Here is a 16,500-nt window from a genome sequence, read left to right on the forward strand (position 1 = left end):
CTATTTGTCTATCTCCACTATTTTGTTCAAGCGTATAGTCGCAATATAATACTAGTAATTGTTACAGCAAAGGCTTCCTCAAAAGAGAAAGCCTAGCTAACAAATTTTAACCGTGAATGAATAGGGCGTACATCAGTTAATGGTAAGCCATTGCGCTTTTAATGCTGCGACAGGTAGTGGTCGGCTAAACAAATAACCTTGCGCATAGTCACAGCCAATTTCGGCTAAGAATTCGTATTCTTCCGCCCCTTCTACTCCTTCCGCTATTACTTTCAAATCGAGCTGCTTAGCTATCGCGATAATGGTTTTGACAAGCGCTTTGTTTTCATCATCTTGGTTCATCCCAATAACAAATGATTTATCAATTTTTAAGGAATCCAATGGATATTTATTTAAATAACTAAGCGAAGAATAGCCTGTACCGAAATCATCCATTGATAAACTGATTCCTAGTTTTTTCAATGCATATAATTTTTCAATCATTGACTCAGCGTACATCGCAATACTCTCCGTAATCTCCAACACAACATAGGATGCATCGAATGACGCATTCTCTATTGCTTGCTTAACATTTTCTACAAATGTTGATTCAAGCAGCTGCTTCACCGATACATTAATACTTATTTTTAAAGGCTTATTTGTTTCATTGTGCCAACGGGCTGTTTGTGCTATGGCTGTAGTCAATATCCATTTACCTATCGGAATAATCATCCCTGTTTCTTCCATAACGGAAATAAATTCATCTGGGGTAACTTGCCCAAGCACCTCATTATTCCATCTAATGAGTGATTCCATAGCAATAATTTCATTCGTTTTCACATCAATAATAGGCTGGTAATAAAGCTCAAACTCCTCATTATCTAATGCTGTTCGTAATTGCTTTTCAATCATCATCTTTCGATAGAAGTGTTGTTGCATTTCTGAAGTAAATAATTGATAGTTATTTTTCCCTCGTTCTTTTACGTAGTACATGGCTGTATCTGCATGCTTAATCAATGTATTCGCATCATACCCATCATTAGGGAACGTGCTAATACCAATACTCGGTGTAATGAAATACTCACTTCCATCAATCCAAAACGCTGTATTAAATTGACATAACAAATCTTTAGCAAATCTCTCACTTTTAGTAGCATCATAATCAGGCAGTAAAATGGTAAATTCATCTCCACCGAGTCGATAGATCGTTGCCTTGCTATGTTTTTCTTTTAGCAATATTTCAATACGCCTTGATACTTCAATCAATAAGAGATCACCCACATCATGTCCAAGCGAATCATTGATATATTTAAAACGATCGAGATCAAAGAACAATATGGCATTTTGACTTCCTTCAAGTTTTGCTTGTTCTAAAAGCGCTATTAAATCTTCATTGAACATCCTTCTATTTGGTATCCCTGTTAATGCATCATGATTAGCTTGAAACTTGATTTCATCTTCATAGCGCTTGCGTTCCGTAATATCAGTTGAAACTGCCAGTAATGTAGCACTATCATTTATATTAATCGGAACTTTAACCGTTTGTACCCATACCACTTCCCCCGAAGCGGATGTAATAGCTTCTTCTTTTATAAAATACTTTTCTGGCAATTTAAACGTATTATCTGGATTGTTGCATTCTTCTCCATCAGTGAAGTCAGCTAGTAAATCGCCGTCCGTTTTCCCAATCATATCTTGAAAGCTCATGCCCATTAACTGTGCATACGATTTGTTCATTAATGTATAACGACCACTTTCATCTTGCGCATAAATATAATTAGGATTTAAATCAATGACCCTGAACAAAAACTGCTTTTGCTCGTATAGCTTTTTATTCATATTATTAACAATTTCAAGATGCATTCTACTCGAAAGAATCAAGATAGAAATCGCAAAGACTAAAATAGCAATCGAGCTTGGGTACAATCTAGAAGTTGGAAACATATTTAAGTAACCAATAGCAAAGCCGATGGATGTGAAAATAGTAAAATAAAATAAAAAAGAACGTTCACTTTTATGTTGTACATCTAAACTAATCAACAAACAAATAATAATTGTGATGATAAATAGAAATACATTAAAATTAAAAATCCATGATAGCTCTCCATCAACAGGAAAGTAAAAAACACTTGTATCCATTTGAATACGTTCTAACCCACGAATACTTTTAGAGCTCCATCCTATTATGTAAACAAATAACGCAAACGCATAAGAGATCAACACAGTGGTCCGATTAACAATAGACCCCCACTTTTTTTGATACTCCGATGGGAGCATTTCTTGAACAATCGTATACCCAACGTAAAAGATGGTTGGTGTTAACATGATTGACCCAAATCGAAATAGTTTAAAAAAGAACATAATGGTCTCTTGGCTAAACAATTGAACAGCATATAAAAATGAAACATCTATATGCCAAAAGGACGCCAAAAGAAGAAATAGAAAAATAATTTTGGATAGTTTATTTTTTTTGAATAACACTAAAATCGTAATTCCAACACAAATGGGAATACCAGATAACAAAAGTAAAAAAATAAAAAACATATAAAGAGCCTCCTAAGTATGTGTCAGTAATAAACAAGCATTATTCCCGCTACTACCATGAGTAGTGATACATACAGACTCTACCGCTTGATGCCTCGTTTCATAAACAATCGGTGTATCTTCAAATCCATGCCCTAATGTTTTAATCGTTGGCGGGATAAACCCATATTCCATTGACAACAAAGAAGATATGATTTGCATTGCTCCCATTGCACCAAACGTGTGACCGATCATTCCTTTAATAGAAGTAATGGGCACATTTGATCCAAATGTTTCTTTTAAAATAAATCGTTCAATTTGATCATTCAATGCTATGCCTAATGCCTGACTATTTATATAACTTGGTCGTGTATCCCCAACCGTTTCTTGAAAAACGTCTAACATATGTCTACCAGTACTATCAGAATTTAATAGTTTCTGCCCTTCATTTCTTGAAATAACCCGTTCAACCTTCCCGTAAATGCTCTGTCCTCGTGCATTTGCGGTTTGTTTACGTTCTAAAATCATAACGCCAGCTCCTTCGGATAAAACAAAGCCTTGATGCAGCGTTGAAAAGGGAACACCCGCTTTTTCGATTGAGCTCTCCGTTGAAAGAGACCTCAATTTTTTAAAGCCATTAATAGTCCATTGGCCTAAAGGAGCCTCTGTTCCTCCTACAATGCAAGCATCGACACTTCCAGACTGTAATAATTGTTTACCTATTAAAATAGCATCTAAACTAGCACTGCAACCAGTTGTGACGGTAAATGCCGAACCACACGATCCGATAGCTTCTGCAACAGAGCTCGAAAGCGTGTGGGTATCAACAAGTGCAACTCCATGAATCGGGAATTTTCTCAAATCAAAACCATCCGCGGCATATTTTTCAATTTCCAAAATCGCTCCAGCGGATGTCCCCATAATGACAGCAATTCGATGTGGTTGAACATCTTTTAAATTTGCCATTTCGATTGCATCCAATGCCGCGGCAATTGCCATTCTTACAGAACGTGGATGTCGGCGATAATTTACGCCATTAATCTCCTGAAAGTTCTGATCAATTACGCCCGCAACGATATTGGCTTGAGGCTGATGCGCATTGTTTAAAATACGCTGTGTACAAATACCTTTTTCTAATACATTTAAAAAACTATGTTTATCTAAAATTCCAGGAGCTTTAATGCCATACCCTGTTATGACTATGTCGTCCAATACTATCACCTTCACGAATTAACTTTATTTTATTATATACAACTAAATCAGACATAGCCATATTGGCAAGCCTTAAGTTCTAAATAGGTGATTGAAATGGATATTTTGTATCACATTTAAGCAAAATCTCGTAATATTTTAAGCAAGGTTTTTCTTTTCATCTAATATTTTACAAGAAAGAATAACATTATTTGTGGAAGTACTAGTATTAATTGACGATTTTGTGGTTAAATTCAACCCACTTTTCCATTTCTCGCTCAACGGCTCGATTTTGCCATTCAAACCAAATGCCGCTACATTCACTGCAATGACTTTCTACTCCGCTTTTATTGTGTCGATCTTTACATGTAAAGACCGTCTTTTTACGACAGCTATAGCAGTAAATTTCTTTATCTTGATTAAATATCACAACAATCAACTCCGACTTTTTCTTAAAGTACTTTCCAATTACTATGTGAATTATTCGTTACGTTGATTTACAACGAACACTAGAATGTCCACTATTTTGGTTTATCATGTCAACAGCAAAAGCCCTTCTAACCGTTGGAGAATGGTAGAAGGGCTTTTTAATGTAAGTAAAGTATTTTGTAAAGTCGGAATATAAGAGCTGCATAACTTTTCTATATTACTTTGCACTAGGTGGAATAATCTCTGCAATTAATAGGAGAAAAAACACCAGTCCAATTAAACAAAATAATACCGAAGCCAAAAATATCGGACCTTTCTTGGTAGTAAATTGCTCGTTTTTGTGAATGATTCCTGTTTGAGCAGTAACTTGAACTTCATTGTATCTAGCCATTGGTCCACCACTACTCAAAAAGTAAAAAATTCCACCTGCAATGGCAAAACCAACAAAAAACATAATTTCGATAAATCGAACAGAGAAAAACGATGCAATCAAGTAAGTAATGATTCCTTCTACAATCAAAGTGACTAGCATAATGAGTACATCTTTCTTTCGCAAATGCCTAACTCCCCTTCTTTATCTTTTTTCTTCATATACGATTAAAACTCTGAAAAGTTCCAATTTTAAACAAATAATGTAGCTTTGTACTAAAAAAAGCACTTCAACCATAAAAAATGGCTTTGAAGTGCTTTACCTAAAGTGGCAGATACTTTATTTACTAGCTTTATAAGCACTTAGAAATTCTTTTACCTTTGTGCTATCTGCTGTTAATTTTAGGCCTGTGTCAACAAGTGGGGAAACTGTTGAAACGGCTGGTTTTTTATTACCTTGATAGAAACTAATAAATTCATCTTGGTTGATCGAGTAAAGGATGGCTTTACGCAAGTCTGCAGATTTCGAAACTTCACGGCCTTTTGGATTGATTAATAAATATGATACAGCATTACTATCCGCTGTTTTTAACGCTAAGTTTGCATCACCTTTTACAACATCAATTTTCGTTTCAGGCACAGATTGTAATACGTCAATTTCACCATTACGAAGAGCAGAAAGTGCTGAGTCATTATCTTCAATGAATCGAACGTTAATATGATTAATTTTCGGCTCGTTTTCAGTCCCTACTTGGTAAGCTGGGTTTTTGACAAACGTTGCTTCATAATCATTTTTTTGAACTAAAATGTAAGGTCCAGATGCCGATAAATGATTGGCATATGTTGCCCCTTCTGTTACAGTAGCTTGGTCACCGTATGCCACATTTACATTTGGGTCATAACTTGCTACGTCAAATGTATTGACTGCTTTAACTGCCGCTTCAGACACAATTCCGCCCGATTGGTGAGCTAAATAGTTTAGCACTTGTGGGAAAGGATTCGGTGTTGTAATTTTCACAACTTGATATTTACCTGCTGCATTATCTACACTCGCTTCGTCCGTTACAACTTGTGCAATCGCTGCAGGAAGTTTAGCCGATAATTCATCTAAAACTGATTGACCGTCAGACGTTTTCACCGCTTCAAGTGCAGTTATATCTGAAACAATTTCTACAGAGTCAATATTCTCATGAATAGAGTATGTGCGGTGATCTGGTACTGAATTTTGATCTTTTGCGCGCTGTAAAGAGAATACAACGTCTTCAGCCGATACTAAATCGCCGGTATCTACCGCTTTGCCATTTTCCACCTTAGCAAAATTGATATCATCACGTAAGACGAAATAGTATTCTTTGTTATTTTCGGAAATAGCGTGATGATAAGATAGTGAACCATTAGAAACGACCTCATCCGTATCAGATAAATTCACTAATCGTACATACATATTAGTATTTAATGTATTAATGGAACCGTCATTTCCTTTTACCGGGTCAAGAGAAGTTAAGGAAGCAATCCCTTGATGTAAAACTAATGTATCTGTTGCATTTTTAGCGGTATCATTAAATGAAATTGTTTCCCATGCTTGTGCACGTGATTTTGGTAAACGGACAGTGTCTGGGTTTACTTCTTTTGCATAAATCCCTTGGAACTTTTGAGAAATATATAATGGCGCAATATACGCATTATCAAATACTAAAGCTTGCTCTAGCTCTTTATACTTCTCTTTTGCAGCATCCCCCGTTAACGTACTTGCTTCATCTATTAATTTATCGACAGTGGCATCGGCAGTCACACTGTAATCTCCACCTGTTTTAAATAATCCTCTTACTGCATAGTCTGGATTGCCGGTTACAGTTGTCCAGCTAGATACCGCTACATCATAGTTGCCAGCATCTTTTTGTGCCGAGTAAGAACCGAAGTCTGGTTGAATATTTAACTTTACTTCAAAACCATTTTTCACTAATTGGTCTCGTACAATATTCATATCTTGTTCTTGTGAAGCCATCCCAAGCACTTCAAGAACTGGTTTAGTACTAGCTGTTTCTGATTGATCATCTTTATTTTCTACATTTGATTTTGTTTCTACACAACCAGCTAACGCAACCGCTGCAACAGTTGCTGATGTAGCCAATGTAAATAATTTTTTGTTCATCTGTCTTTTCCTCCAATATAATAAGTTAATTTGTTTTAGGATCAAGGGCATCACGTAATCCATCGCCGAAAAAATTAAACGATAAGACGAGTAACATAATGCATAACCCTGGGAAAATAGCCACATAAGCATTGGTTTCTAAATACGTACTACCTACTTTTAAAATATTGCCCCATTCTGGTATATGCGGCTCTATACCGAGGCCAAGGAAGCTTAAACTACTAGTCGATATGACCGCTCCGCCAATTGTTAAAGTCGCTTTTACTATCATCGGAGCAAGAGCGTTCGGTACGATATGTTTAAAAATAATGGCGGCATCTGATACGCCTAGCGCCTTTGCTGATTCAACAAATTCAAAATTGGCAATTTGCATGACATTGGCGCGCATCGTTCGTGCATAGGTTGGAATAGCCCCTACACTCAACGCAATAATTAAGTTCACTGTATTTGCGCCAAATGCTGCAATAATTGCAATAGCTAGTAAAATGCCTGGGATAGCATATAAAATATCTAGCAAACGCATGATAATGTTATCTGTATTTTTTCCGTAATAGCCTGAAAACGCACCGAGTGCTCCTCCTATTACAGCTGGAATAATTGTAGAAAAGAAACCAACAATTAATGAAATTTGAGCACCAAATACGATTCTAGAAAATAAATCCCGACCAAAATTATCAGTTCCGAGCGGATAGTCTAAAGATGGCGTTTGTAGCAAGGCACTATAATTATTTTGCACGGCAAAATCGTAATCAAATGTCCATGAACTCACGACCGACAGCGAGAACATAAAAATAATGAAGAACATGCCGAATACAGCCATCGTATTGCGCAAGATTTTATTCCATATTTTTTGCCATTTTTCTACTGCCGATGGATCCGTATTACGTGCTTTTTTAATTAACGTCAAGCCAAGCAGTAATGAAAATAAATTGCCAGTTAGTGTAGGTAAAAGTAACACCACACCAAGGGGTATCATCCATTTTGGCGCATTACTAGCCGTAACGTAACGCGCTACAAGTATAGCCATCACGGCATAAAAGACAGCGAGTGCTAAAAACCCACCCATTGCAAATAAAAATGTATCGACTACATACGGCTTAAATAAATTGAGTGCCGAAATACCGATAATAAAAATTTGTGTAATGAAGGCATAGATAGCAAAAGTATATTCTGCCGTTTTATTTTTTGTTGCGAGCATAAATCCGAAACCTGCTGCAAATACATTACCCACTAGTACTGTTAACATTAATGGGTAACCAAGCAATCTTGTTCGCTTTTGAATTTCTCGTTGTTTAGCTAAATCTTTTTTTATTTGCCACGTTGCGACCCATACATATAAAGTCGTAGCAACGTAAATGATAAATAGCCCAAGGATATAGGGACGCCATACACCGTCAGCAAAATTAAAACTATTTAGTAAAAACAACACTGAAAAAATAGCAGAAAAGACAATGGTAAACTGTGCATTGACATATTCTTGCGTTATTTTAATAAGCAGCTTAACATTCGAGATGAATTTCACACTATCCCCTCTCCTCCTAAGATTTCTTCATTTTTGAACGAATACGTGGATCAAAGAATGCATATAACACGTCGATCACCATGTTGACAATCGAAATCGTAATCGCAATATAGACAACCCCTCCAAGGAGTGCCGGTATATCCGGAATAAATTGTTTATCAACGATATAGCTACCAATACCACTGATGTTAAAGACTTTCTCTGTAACAGAAGCACCGCCAAGCATACCACCAAATAACAGACCGATTACTGTAACAATAGGAATCATTGCATTGCGAATCGCATGCTTGGTAATAACCTTGCGCTCACTCAATCCTTTCGCTTTGGCAGTAATAATATAATCCTCATGAATCACTTCAAGCATGCTTGACCTTGTCATGCGAGCAATCGACGCTGTAATAGAAGTACCTAATACAACAACTGGCATAACAATGGATAACCAATTATTCGGATTATACGTAGCTGGGAACCATTGTAATTTTAATGAAAACGTTAAAATAAAAATCAAACCTTGCCAGAAGCTCGGTATGGATAAACCAATAAGTGCGATAAACATAAACACATAATCTGCAAAAGAATTTGGCCTTACCGCTGAGATAATCCCAACAGGAATGGCAATCGCCACCGCCATTAGTAATGACAATAGGGCAATTTCCAATGTCACAGGAAATTTATTCATAATACTTTGCGTAATATTTTCCTTGCCTTCAAACGAATTACCTAAATCAAACGTAAACAGTCCAGATAAAGAATGCCAAAGCTGCACTAAATAAGGTTGATCGAGTCCATAAATTTTATTAAAATTTGCGACTTGTTCAGGTGTTGCCTCAATACCTAGCAAATTGCGAGCAGGGTCAAATGGTGATAAATATAAAATCGTAAATACTAATGTGGCAACACCAACGATGACAAAGGCACTTTGAACTAAACGTTCAACGATAAACCGACTAAATGCGTTACTACATAAGATAAGGAAAATATACATAAAAACGCCTGGAATAAATGACAAAACTAAAAACAGTGGATTTTCAAGCAGTTCACTAAAATAGCTTTTATAAGAAGGCTTTGCTAAACCATCGTTTGCTAATATTTTTTCAACTTCTCTATGTAGCTTTTGTTCTGTTAATTGATTAACAACCAAATCCAGTTGACGTTCATTCAGTGATTTATTAAAAAATGCAGCCTTTGTTTGTTCCTGTAGCTTATATTCGGCTGCCCAAGCATGTACTTTTCCCTCTGAAATAAATTGTTGTTTTATTTGTGCAAACAACGGCACATATAAATTTTTATCCTTTTTTAACAAATATAAAAAATATGTAACAACATGAACTGGGAATCCTAGTAAAAATAGTGCAATTGAATAACTATGTTTCCTCGTTATCTCGCTAAAAACCCGCTTGAAATAATAACTTCCCTCAAACTTTATAATATTCTGAAAATTAATCATGTATTTCCTCCTTTCTTCGTTTACTATAGTAGTAAGGTATGAAAATCAAACGAAATAATTTACATCACAGGTTATATTGTACAATCCCTACCTGTATAGTATAGTATGTACGAACGACTACATTTCGTCAATAAGAATATTTAAAATTTATAAAAGGATGAGCATTCGATGAGTGAAAAAATTCTTGAAATACAAGATTTACGCGTTTCTTTTATTACTGGTGAAAGTGAATTTGAAGCAGTAAAAGGGGTAAACTTTTATGTCAATAAAGGAGAAACAGTCGGCATTGTAGGCGAATCTGGTAGCGGTAAAAGCGTAACGGCTCGATCCATCATGCGCCTTCTCCCTTCCCCCCCTTCTTTTTTAAAGTCTGGAACAATTCTTTTCCAAGGGGACAATCTAGTGACACAAACGGAAAAACAAATGGAAGCGATTCGGGGAAAAGATATTAGTATGATTTTCCAAGACCCCATGACTTCCACTAACCCAACCATTCGTGTTGGTGAACAAATCGCTGAAGGTTTAATGAAGCATCAAAAAATGACTAAAAAGCAAGCCTACAAAAAAACGATTGAATTATTAAAATCTGTTGGTATAAAAAATAGTGAGGAGCGTTATCATCAGTACCCGCATGAATTTAGTGGTGGTATGCGTCAACGTGTCATGATTACCATGGCTCTTGCCTGTAACCCTGCCCTGTTAATTGCTGACGAACCAACAACAGCACTAGATGTCACAATCCAAGCACAAATTTTAAGCATAATGAAGCAAATGCAAGAACGTCTAGGGACATCTATTATCTTAATTACGCATGATTTAGGTGTAGTTGCAGGTATGTGTGATCGTGTCATTGTCATGAAAGAGGGAGAAATTGTTGAGGAAGGCACTACGGAAGAAATATTTGCGAACCCACAGCACCCCTATACAAAGCGTCTGTTAAACGCATTGCCAAAGCTTCATGAAAAAAAAGAACCGAAACAGCCACCCCATCTAGCACAAGATATAGATTTAACTGTACCGCTTGTTGAAGTTCGCAATTTATCAAAACATTTCGATTTAAAGAAAGGTGAGCTTTTAAAGGCAGTCGATGATTTATCATTCCGTATTTTCCCTGGTGAGACATTGGGGCTCGTTGGTGAATCTGGTTCAGGCAAATCCACAACAGGGCGTACGATTTTACAGCTCCATGAACCAACAGATGGTGAAGTGTTGTATAAAGGGGTGCCTGTTACACGCTTATCTAAAAATGAGTTAAAAAGTATGCGACGTCATATGCAAATTATTTTCCAAGATCCCTATTCATCACTAAACCCTCGTAAAAAGGTGCTTGATATTATCGGGGAAGCGCTTGATGTACATAAATTAACGACATCAACAGAACAACGTCGTGCCCGAGTTGAAGAATTACTCGAACTAGTAGGCTTAAAAAAGGAACATGCTTTACGCTACCCTCATGAATTTAGTGGCGGGCAACGCCAACGTATTGGCATTGCGCGCGCTTTAGCTGTCGAGCCAAATTTTATAGTATGTGATGAACCACTGTCTGCTCTAGATGTTTCCATTCAAAAGCAAGTTGTGGATTTACTGAAAGATTTACAACAACGTTTAGGTTTAACCTATTTATTTATCGCCCATGATTTGTCGATGGTCAAACATATTAGCGATCGCGTTGCCGTTATGTATGGAGGAAAAATTGTAGAATTAGCAGAGAGCGAAGAGCTGTATGCCAACCCACAACATCCTTATACCAAAATGTTATTGCAGTCAATTCCGATTCCAGATCCAGCCATTGAAAAACAAAAGAAACGCCAAGTCATGACCGAAGAAGAGTTGATGGTAAACCGTTTTAACTTAGACAATACACAACTTGTAGAAGTTTCTAAAGATCACTGGGTTGCGATGTAACAAAGAACAAATGGTTTTTGTGACGATTTTGGAGGATTTTGTGGCGATTTCATTTGTGCTATTGGCGATTCCAGCGATTTTAATGGCGATTTCATTATTTTTCTTACCCCAATGGATAAACACCCCTCCACTTCTTTATAGTTTACATACTATATATTGAAGAAAGGAGGGATTTTCCATGGGATACTTCGGCGGAAATGTAGGAGGCAATTGGAACAACAATTATTGCGGTAACTATGAATACGGTAATAACAATGGCTATGGTTCAACATTCGCTCTAATCGTTGTATTATTTATTCTTTTAATTATTGTTGGCGCTACTTTCATAAATAGCAAAGAAGACTGCTAATTCTAACATACAGATTCATTGCACCTCTCTATAAAAAAGGGTTATTCCCAGCCTAGTGACCCTTTTCATTGTGTTTCAAAATAGACGAGCTGGTTGAAATACTATCTTTACATTTCTCACTAGCTCCCGCTTTCATACGAAAGAAACAGTCACCCTGCTAATTTGCATGGATGACTGTTTTCATTATGAGCAAAACTATCTCTTCATCGTTTGGACTCTCCTTATGGTGATTAGCCCTCAAACGCTAGAAGCCGCTATTATATGAATGATTTGCTTTAGCGCTTTATCAATTCAAAAAGCTTTCTAAACAGCATAAACGCTCTAGAAAGCTCTTGGAAGGTTATTTATATTTATACTTTAAGCGCACCACGGAAGCCTCTTGCAGCATAGTAGGAATCCGCTCCATTGTGGTACATAAAGACTGTATCGTAGCGACGATCACAGAAGATGGCCCCGCCCAGCTTTCTAATATTTGCAGGTGTTTGTACCCAGCTCGACGTTTTTAAATCGAAAGTACCTAGTTCCTGCAATGCTCGGTATTGTTCTTCTGTTAAAAGTTCAATGCCCATAGCCGTTGCCATATCTATCGCCGTATTTTCTGGTTGATGCTTCTTCCTTGACTCCAATGCTTCACGATCGTAACAAACACTTCTGCGACCTTTCGGGCTCTCCGTTGCACAATCATAAAAAATAAACTCTCCCGTATTTTCGTCATACCCTACGACATCAGGCTCACCGCCAGTGCTTTCCATTTCATTGAGTGACCATAGTTTTTCAGCTTTCGTCTCGAGCTTTGCTTGTACTGAAGTCCAATCAAGACCTTGATGGCGATTCATATTTTTCTCAAATCGCTCTTGCAAAGTTTGAAGTAATTCCTCACATTGTTGGAGTGATAACGCATTATTTTTCTTTGACATAGTTGTTTCCTCCTTATTATTTCTAACTTTGCTACATAACCTATTATTTATTCATTATCTAATAAATCTCGTCCTTCAGTAAACCTTCTGAACTTAAAATATACTTTGTCTGCTGTTCAATGCTTGAAAATGATTCGGTAGCAAAAAAAACACCATTAATATGTTCATCTTTTAATCTGGTTTGTAAATTAATATGTTCACTCGTAAATGGGTAATAAATTATTGCGTAAAAGCTAGCATTCGGACAAATTTTTTTAAATTTTCTCGCCTTATTGATGATTTCATCCGCTCTTTTATGGATATCTTGTTTTGCCTCAATTCTTCTGACATCGATACCAACCTTATAGGGCGCATTGGATGGATGTACTGCATCTAATTGAAAGTTTTCCCCATCACATTCAAACTTAACTTTTTTAAAATCATCCGTTCTTGCATTCTTTTTTAAAATAGTAAGAATCGCTTTTTCCCAACTACCTTTAAATTTTCTTATTTCTTTATCTACATAAAACCATCTGTCCAACTCACATATTGCAGGAATTGCAAGTTCATTGGGTAACATCGGTTTAATATAACCTGCTAAAATAGCCGCTTTTTCTTTCGGTAACTTATCACTATATGTATCAATAGATATATCTAAATCTCGCTTAATCGCCCTTCCTGCAACATTTACCGTCGCTAAAATGGATTTTACCACGATAGGGTAAGCGCTAAATGCATTCGCTAATTCACCAGCAGTCATATTACCAAAATTAATAAATGGTACTTCTTTTATAAAAATAAAAGGTTCGAATGCATGTAATAAAGCATTTTCGACGATATTTTGTCTATCTGACACACCATGAACTTGTGCTACTTGTTCTCTATGGCTACTATACTCCGTCAATTTTTCCCCTTCTTTCTTATAAGAACAGCATCCTCATAGTAAATTTTATTTTTCACATATTTCGAAGATTTCGTATTAACATTGGCTAAATGATGTTTCACAACATCTCGTTTAATAATTTTTGCTTCTAAATTAAGGGATTGAGCCATCTCCACATACATTTCTCCCAGTTTAGCTTCTACATCTTTATAATAAGAAGATTGCACCACAAGACAAGCTTGTCCATTTGGTTTTAGTACTCGTTTGATTTCACGTAACGACTCAAATGCATCTCTAAAATACTGTAAAAATATAGGTAGGTAATAACTTTGGGAGGCTTTTGCATGATGTTCTTTCACTTGTTTTAAAAAAGAACAAATACAACTACCCCACTTTTCGTTTATGACTATATTTTTATCAGCAATAACAGGAGCTCCCATAGTTGCTCTTCTCACTCTATCAAAATCCGTATCTTGTTTATAACCTAAAAACAATAATTCTGGCTTTGTAGAAACAGCGTAATCAATGCGTGTTAAATACGGAGGAGAAGTAATGATATTATCTGCGGTACAATCAGAAAAAATCATTTGTTTACTATCCCCTTCATACAAAGAGGGATAGGAATAGCCATAATTTAAAATATTCGTATAGTATGTTTCTAAGTCTTTTATCATGGCCTTTACATAATGATAAAATAAATGATATGTATCTACTTCGTCGGTTCTCGCTTTACGTATTTCATTTACTAGCCATGTTGGATTTTTACCTACCTTGAATTTCCCTACGTACCTTAAACACCTAAATAGAACGGCAAAGTAAAAAGCTCGTATTGCATCTGATAATGGTGCATCTGAAATATCGCTGTGATGCTTACAAACATCGTCGATAGCTAGTTGAATTTTATTTAACACATTCAGATGTTTATCACTTACAAATTCTAATGTGTCTTCATTATTTAAAAATTCATCTTCTGCAAGTTTGACATGACTAGCCGTTTCCTTAATAGCATTTCCGATACTATCCAAATTCAATTCAATTAAATTTCTAGTTTTAGCTTTCGAAAAAATGACCATCACTGGGTTGATATCTATACCAAAAGATTTGATTCCTCTCTTTTGGCACACTAAAGCCGTTGTCCCACTGCCCATCCAAGGATCGAGTACAATCGAGCTCTCATTAGCTCCTAAATAATCTAGCATATCCTCCACAAAGTATTCAGAATAACTCGCATAATAGGGATGCCAATTGTGAATACCATTCCGTTCATTTTTCCCTCTTTTAGCTGACCTTATATTTTCTGCTAACATTTACTGACACCATCCATTCAAACGCCATGTATTATTAATCAACTAACTAACCTCTAACCATTAGTAAGAAAATCACATGTAATTCATGTATTTGCTAATTCTTATAGAAGGCAAATGCTGCTAACTAAAAGCTATTTTGTGCTGTAAAAACCACGAACTTACTAAACACAGTACACAAATTTTATAAACAAAATCCATCCTAGTCAATTTTCAAATAAATACAATATAGAATTTTATAATTTTTCGTAACAGAATTGCAAATGCTATTCTTTTTAATTGCAGCATTTTGCTATCATTTTACAAAAAAAGGATAAAGAGGGGTCTATACGAAAAAATCAAAAATCAGAAAATTTATATTAACCGTTATTTTATCTTTACTTATAATCGTTGTTGCTAGTTTTTTTATTGCAATAAAAAGTCGAACCTATTCTGCAACAGATGTATTAACGGACGCTAATTTCAATGCAGCCAATCCAGCTGTCACTGTTCATAGAGTCAATATAGGTGACAAAGATATATTTACAGAAATAAAACTCCCCGAAGAAACACAAAAAGAACTTATAGAATCTTTTAAAAACGCCAAATTTGAAAAAGCATCAGTATCCTTGCTTGATTATGATTACCGAATCAACTTCACATTAAATACAGGTTATGCGATATTCTGATTCACATAATAAATCACTGACTGTCATAAGTACCAAAGAGGACTATACAATCTCAAACGATAGCAATTTTTTTACTATTTTAAAAAAGACGACGCAATCAAAGGCATTTACAATTTAGTAAGTGCCTTTTTCATTTCATACAAAACGAAAACAACCAGTCGCCGCTATAATAGCGACAACTGGTTGAATCATTGGCAATGAAAGCTTTTTATACTAAACCTTTAGACGTTGAAAAGTTTTGTAAACAATCAGAACTTACACTGTACGAAACGACTTTTTCCTTGTATTTCTTCACGATATCAACGTGATTATCGTAATTAAAAACAAAGAAGTGTATATCCTTTTTGCCTTTTTTAAAATTGATAACAAATGGCGTGATATTTGATTCAGGTTCTAAAAATAACTTTTCATTACCTGGGAAAATATAATGCTTTTTTAAAAACGAAGCTTCATTAAAATAGTTAGTAAATCTACTTTTTTCTTCTTCTTCTAAATTCTTTCCGTTATAGGTTACGGTAACATCTTTTGCATCCAGTTTTTTGTGCAGTTCAAATTTACTGACAGTCCACCCTACAACGATGCTTGGAGGACTCATTACCAATTTAACAATAGATCCAATCACTATTGTCATAACTAAACCCCATGTCATATCTTATCAGCTCTTTCATAATTTATTAATGTAGTAGCAAGTAATTAAATTGTATCACCTTCATTGCTCCGTGTTTCATTAGAGGGGTGTTTTCAACCACCACTCATTCAAAAGGGATTTACATTCATTGTAACCATCTAATTGGATGTTATTTTGCCCATACATTTATTTTAGAGCTAAAATATAATGTTGATTTAGATAGCGCCTATTGAAAATTGGAATTCAGTAAATGCC

General features: G+C 35.7%; 12 protein-coding genes. 2 read left to right on the forward strand and 10 right to left on the reverse strand.

Translation table 11 applies throughout. From position 1 onward, the window contains the following. Positions 1 to 132: 132 nt before the first annotated feature. From I5435_RS16030 to I5435_RS16055, 6 genes are all read right to left on the reverse strand, one after another. Positions 133 to 2,523 (reverse strand): sensor domain-containing protein, encoded by a 2,391-nt coding sequence (locus I5435_RS16030; RefSeq protein WP_337982585.1) that lies wholly within the window; start codon positions 2,521 to 2,523, stop codon positions 133 to 135. A 12-nt stretch (positions 2,524 to 2,535) separates the two neighbouring features. Then, positions 2,536 to 3,714 carry a beta-ketoacyl synthase N-terminal-like domain-containing protein gene (locus I5435_RS16035; protein WP_337982586.1) on the reverse strand — a complete coding sequence of 393 codons (1,179 nt, stop codon included), beginning with the start codon at positions 3,712 to 3,714 and terminating at the stop codon, positions 2,536 to 2,538. Positions 3,715 to 4,339: 625 nt separating this feature from the next. Next, the gene (locus I5435_RS16040; protein ID WP_025220198.1) at positions 4,340 to 4,678 is read right to left on the reverse strand and encodes a hypothetical protein; all 339 of its coding nucleotides are present in this window, start codon (positions 4,676 to 4,678) and stop codon (positions 4,340 to 4,342) included. Positions 4,679 to 4,831: 153 nt separating this feature from the next. Further along, the gene (locus tag I5435_RS16045) at positions 4,832 to 6,643 is read right to left on the reverse strand and encodes an ABC transporter substrate-binding protein (protein WP_337982587.1); all 1,812 of its coding nucleotides are present in this window, start codon (positions 6,641 to 6,643) and stop codon (positions 4,832 to 4,834) included. A 25-nt stretch (positions 6,644 to 6,668) separates the two neighbouring features. Next, the gene (locus tag I5435_RS16050) at positions 6,669 to 8,165 is read right to left on the reverse strand and encodes an ABC transporter permease (protein WP_025220200.1); all 1,497 of its coding nucleotides are present in this window, start codon (positions 8,163 to 8,165) and stop codon (positions 6,669 to 6,671) included. 16 nt (positions 8,166 to 8,181) lie between these two features. Further along, positions 8,182 to 9,612, reverse strand: a complete 1,431-nt coding sequence (locus I5435_RS16055; RefSeq protein ID WP_337982588.1) for an ABC transporter permease — start codon at positions 9,610 to 9,612, stop codon at positions 8,182 to 8,184. Between the two features lie 168 nt (positions 9,613 to 9,780). Between I5435_RS16055 and I5435_RS16060 the strand changes: the two genes are divergently transcribed. Both I5435_RS16060 and I5435_RS16065 read left to right on the forward strand, forming a co-directional pair. After that, positions 9,781 to 11,517 carry an ABC transporter ATP-binding protein gene (locus I5435_RS16060; RefSeq protein WP_025220202.1) on the forward strand — a complete coding sequence of 579 codons (1,737 nt, stop codon included), beginning with the start codon at positions 9,781 to 9,783 and terminating at the stop codon, positions 11,515 to 11,517. A 178-nt stretch (positions 11,518 to 11,695) separates the two neighbouring features. Then, the gene (locus tag I5435_RS16065) at positions 11,696 to 11,866 is read left to right on the forward strand and encodes a YjcZ family sporulation protein (protein WP_080653337.1); all 171 of its coding nucleotides are present in this window, start codon (positions 11,696 to 11,698) and stop codon (positions 11,864 to 11,866) included. Positions 11,867 to 12,216: 350 nt separating this feature from the next. Here the strand turns inward: I5435_RS16065 and I5435_RS16070 are convergent, their stop codons facing one another. From I5435_RS16070 to I5435_RS16085, 4 genes are all read right to left on the reverse strand, one after another. Continuing rightward, positions 12,217 to 12,783 (reverse strand): DUF4256 domain-containing protein, encoded by a 567-nt coding sequence (locus tag I5435_RS16070; protein WP_024363231.1) that lies wholly within the window; start codon positions 12,781 to 12,783, stop codon positions 12,217 to 12,219. Positions 12,784 to 12,841: 58 nt separating this feature from the next. Beyond that, positions 12,842 to 13,666, reverse strand: coding sequence for a hypothetical protein (locus tag I5435_RS16075; protein WP_024363232.1), 825 nt, complete (start codon positions 13,664 to 13,666; stop codon positions 12,842 to 12,844). After that, positions 13,663 to 14,952 (reverse strand): DNA methyltransferase, encoded by a 1,290-nt coding sequence (locus tag I5435_RS16080; protein WP_337982589.1) that lies wholly within the window; start codon positions 14,950 to 14,952, stop codon positions 13,663 to 13,665. The genes I5435_RS16075 and I5435_RS16080 overlap by 4 nt, the downstream gene beginning before the upstream one ends. An 873-nt stretch (positions 14,953 to 15,825) precedes the next feature. Further along, complete coding sequence (locus I5435_RS16085) at positions 15,826 to 16,266, reverse strand: YfmQ family protein (protein ID WP_024363234.1); 441 nt, start codon at positions 16,264 to 16,266, stop codon at positions 15,826 to 15,828. Between the last annotated feature and the right edge of the window lie 234 nt (positions 16,267 to 16,500).

The sequence above is a fragment of the Lysinibacillus sp. C5.1 genome, assembly GCF_016350185.1.
GTDB classification, from domain to species: Bacteria; Bacillota; Bacilli; order Bacillales_A; family Planococcaceae; genus Lysinibacillus; species Lysinibacillus sphaericus.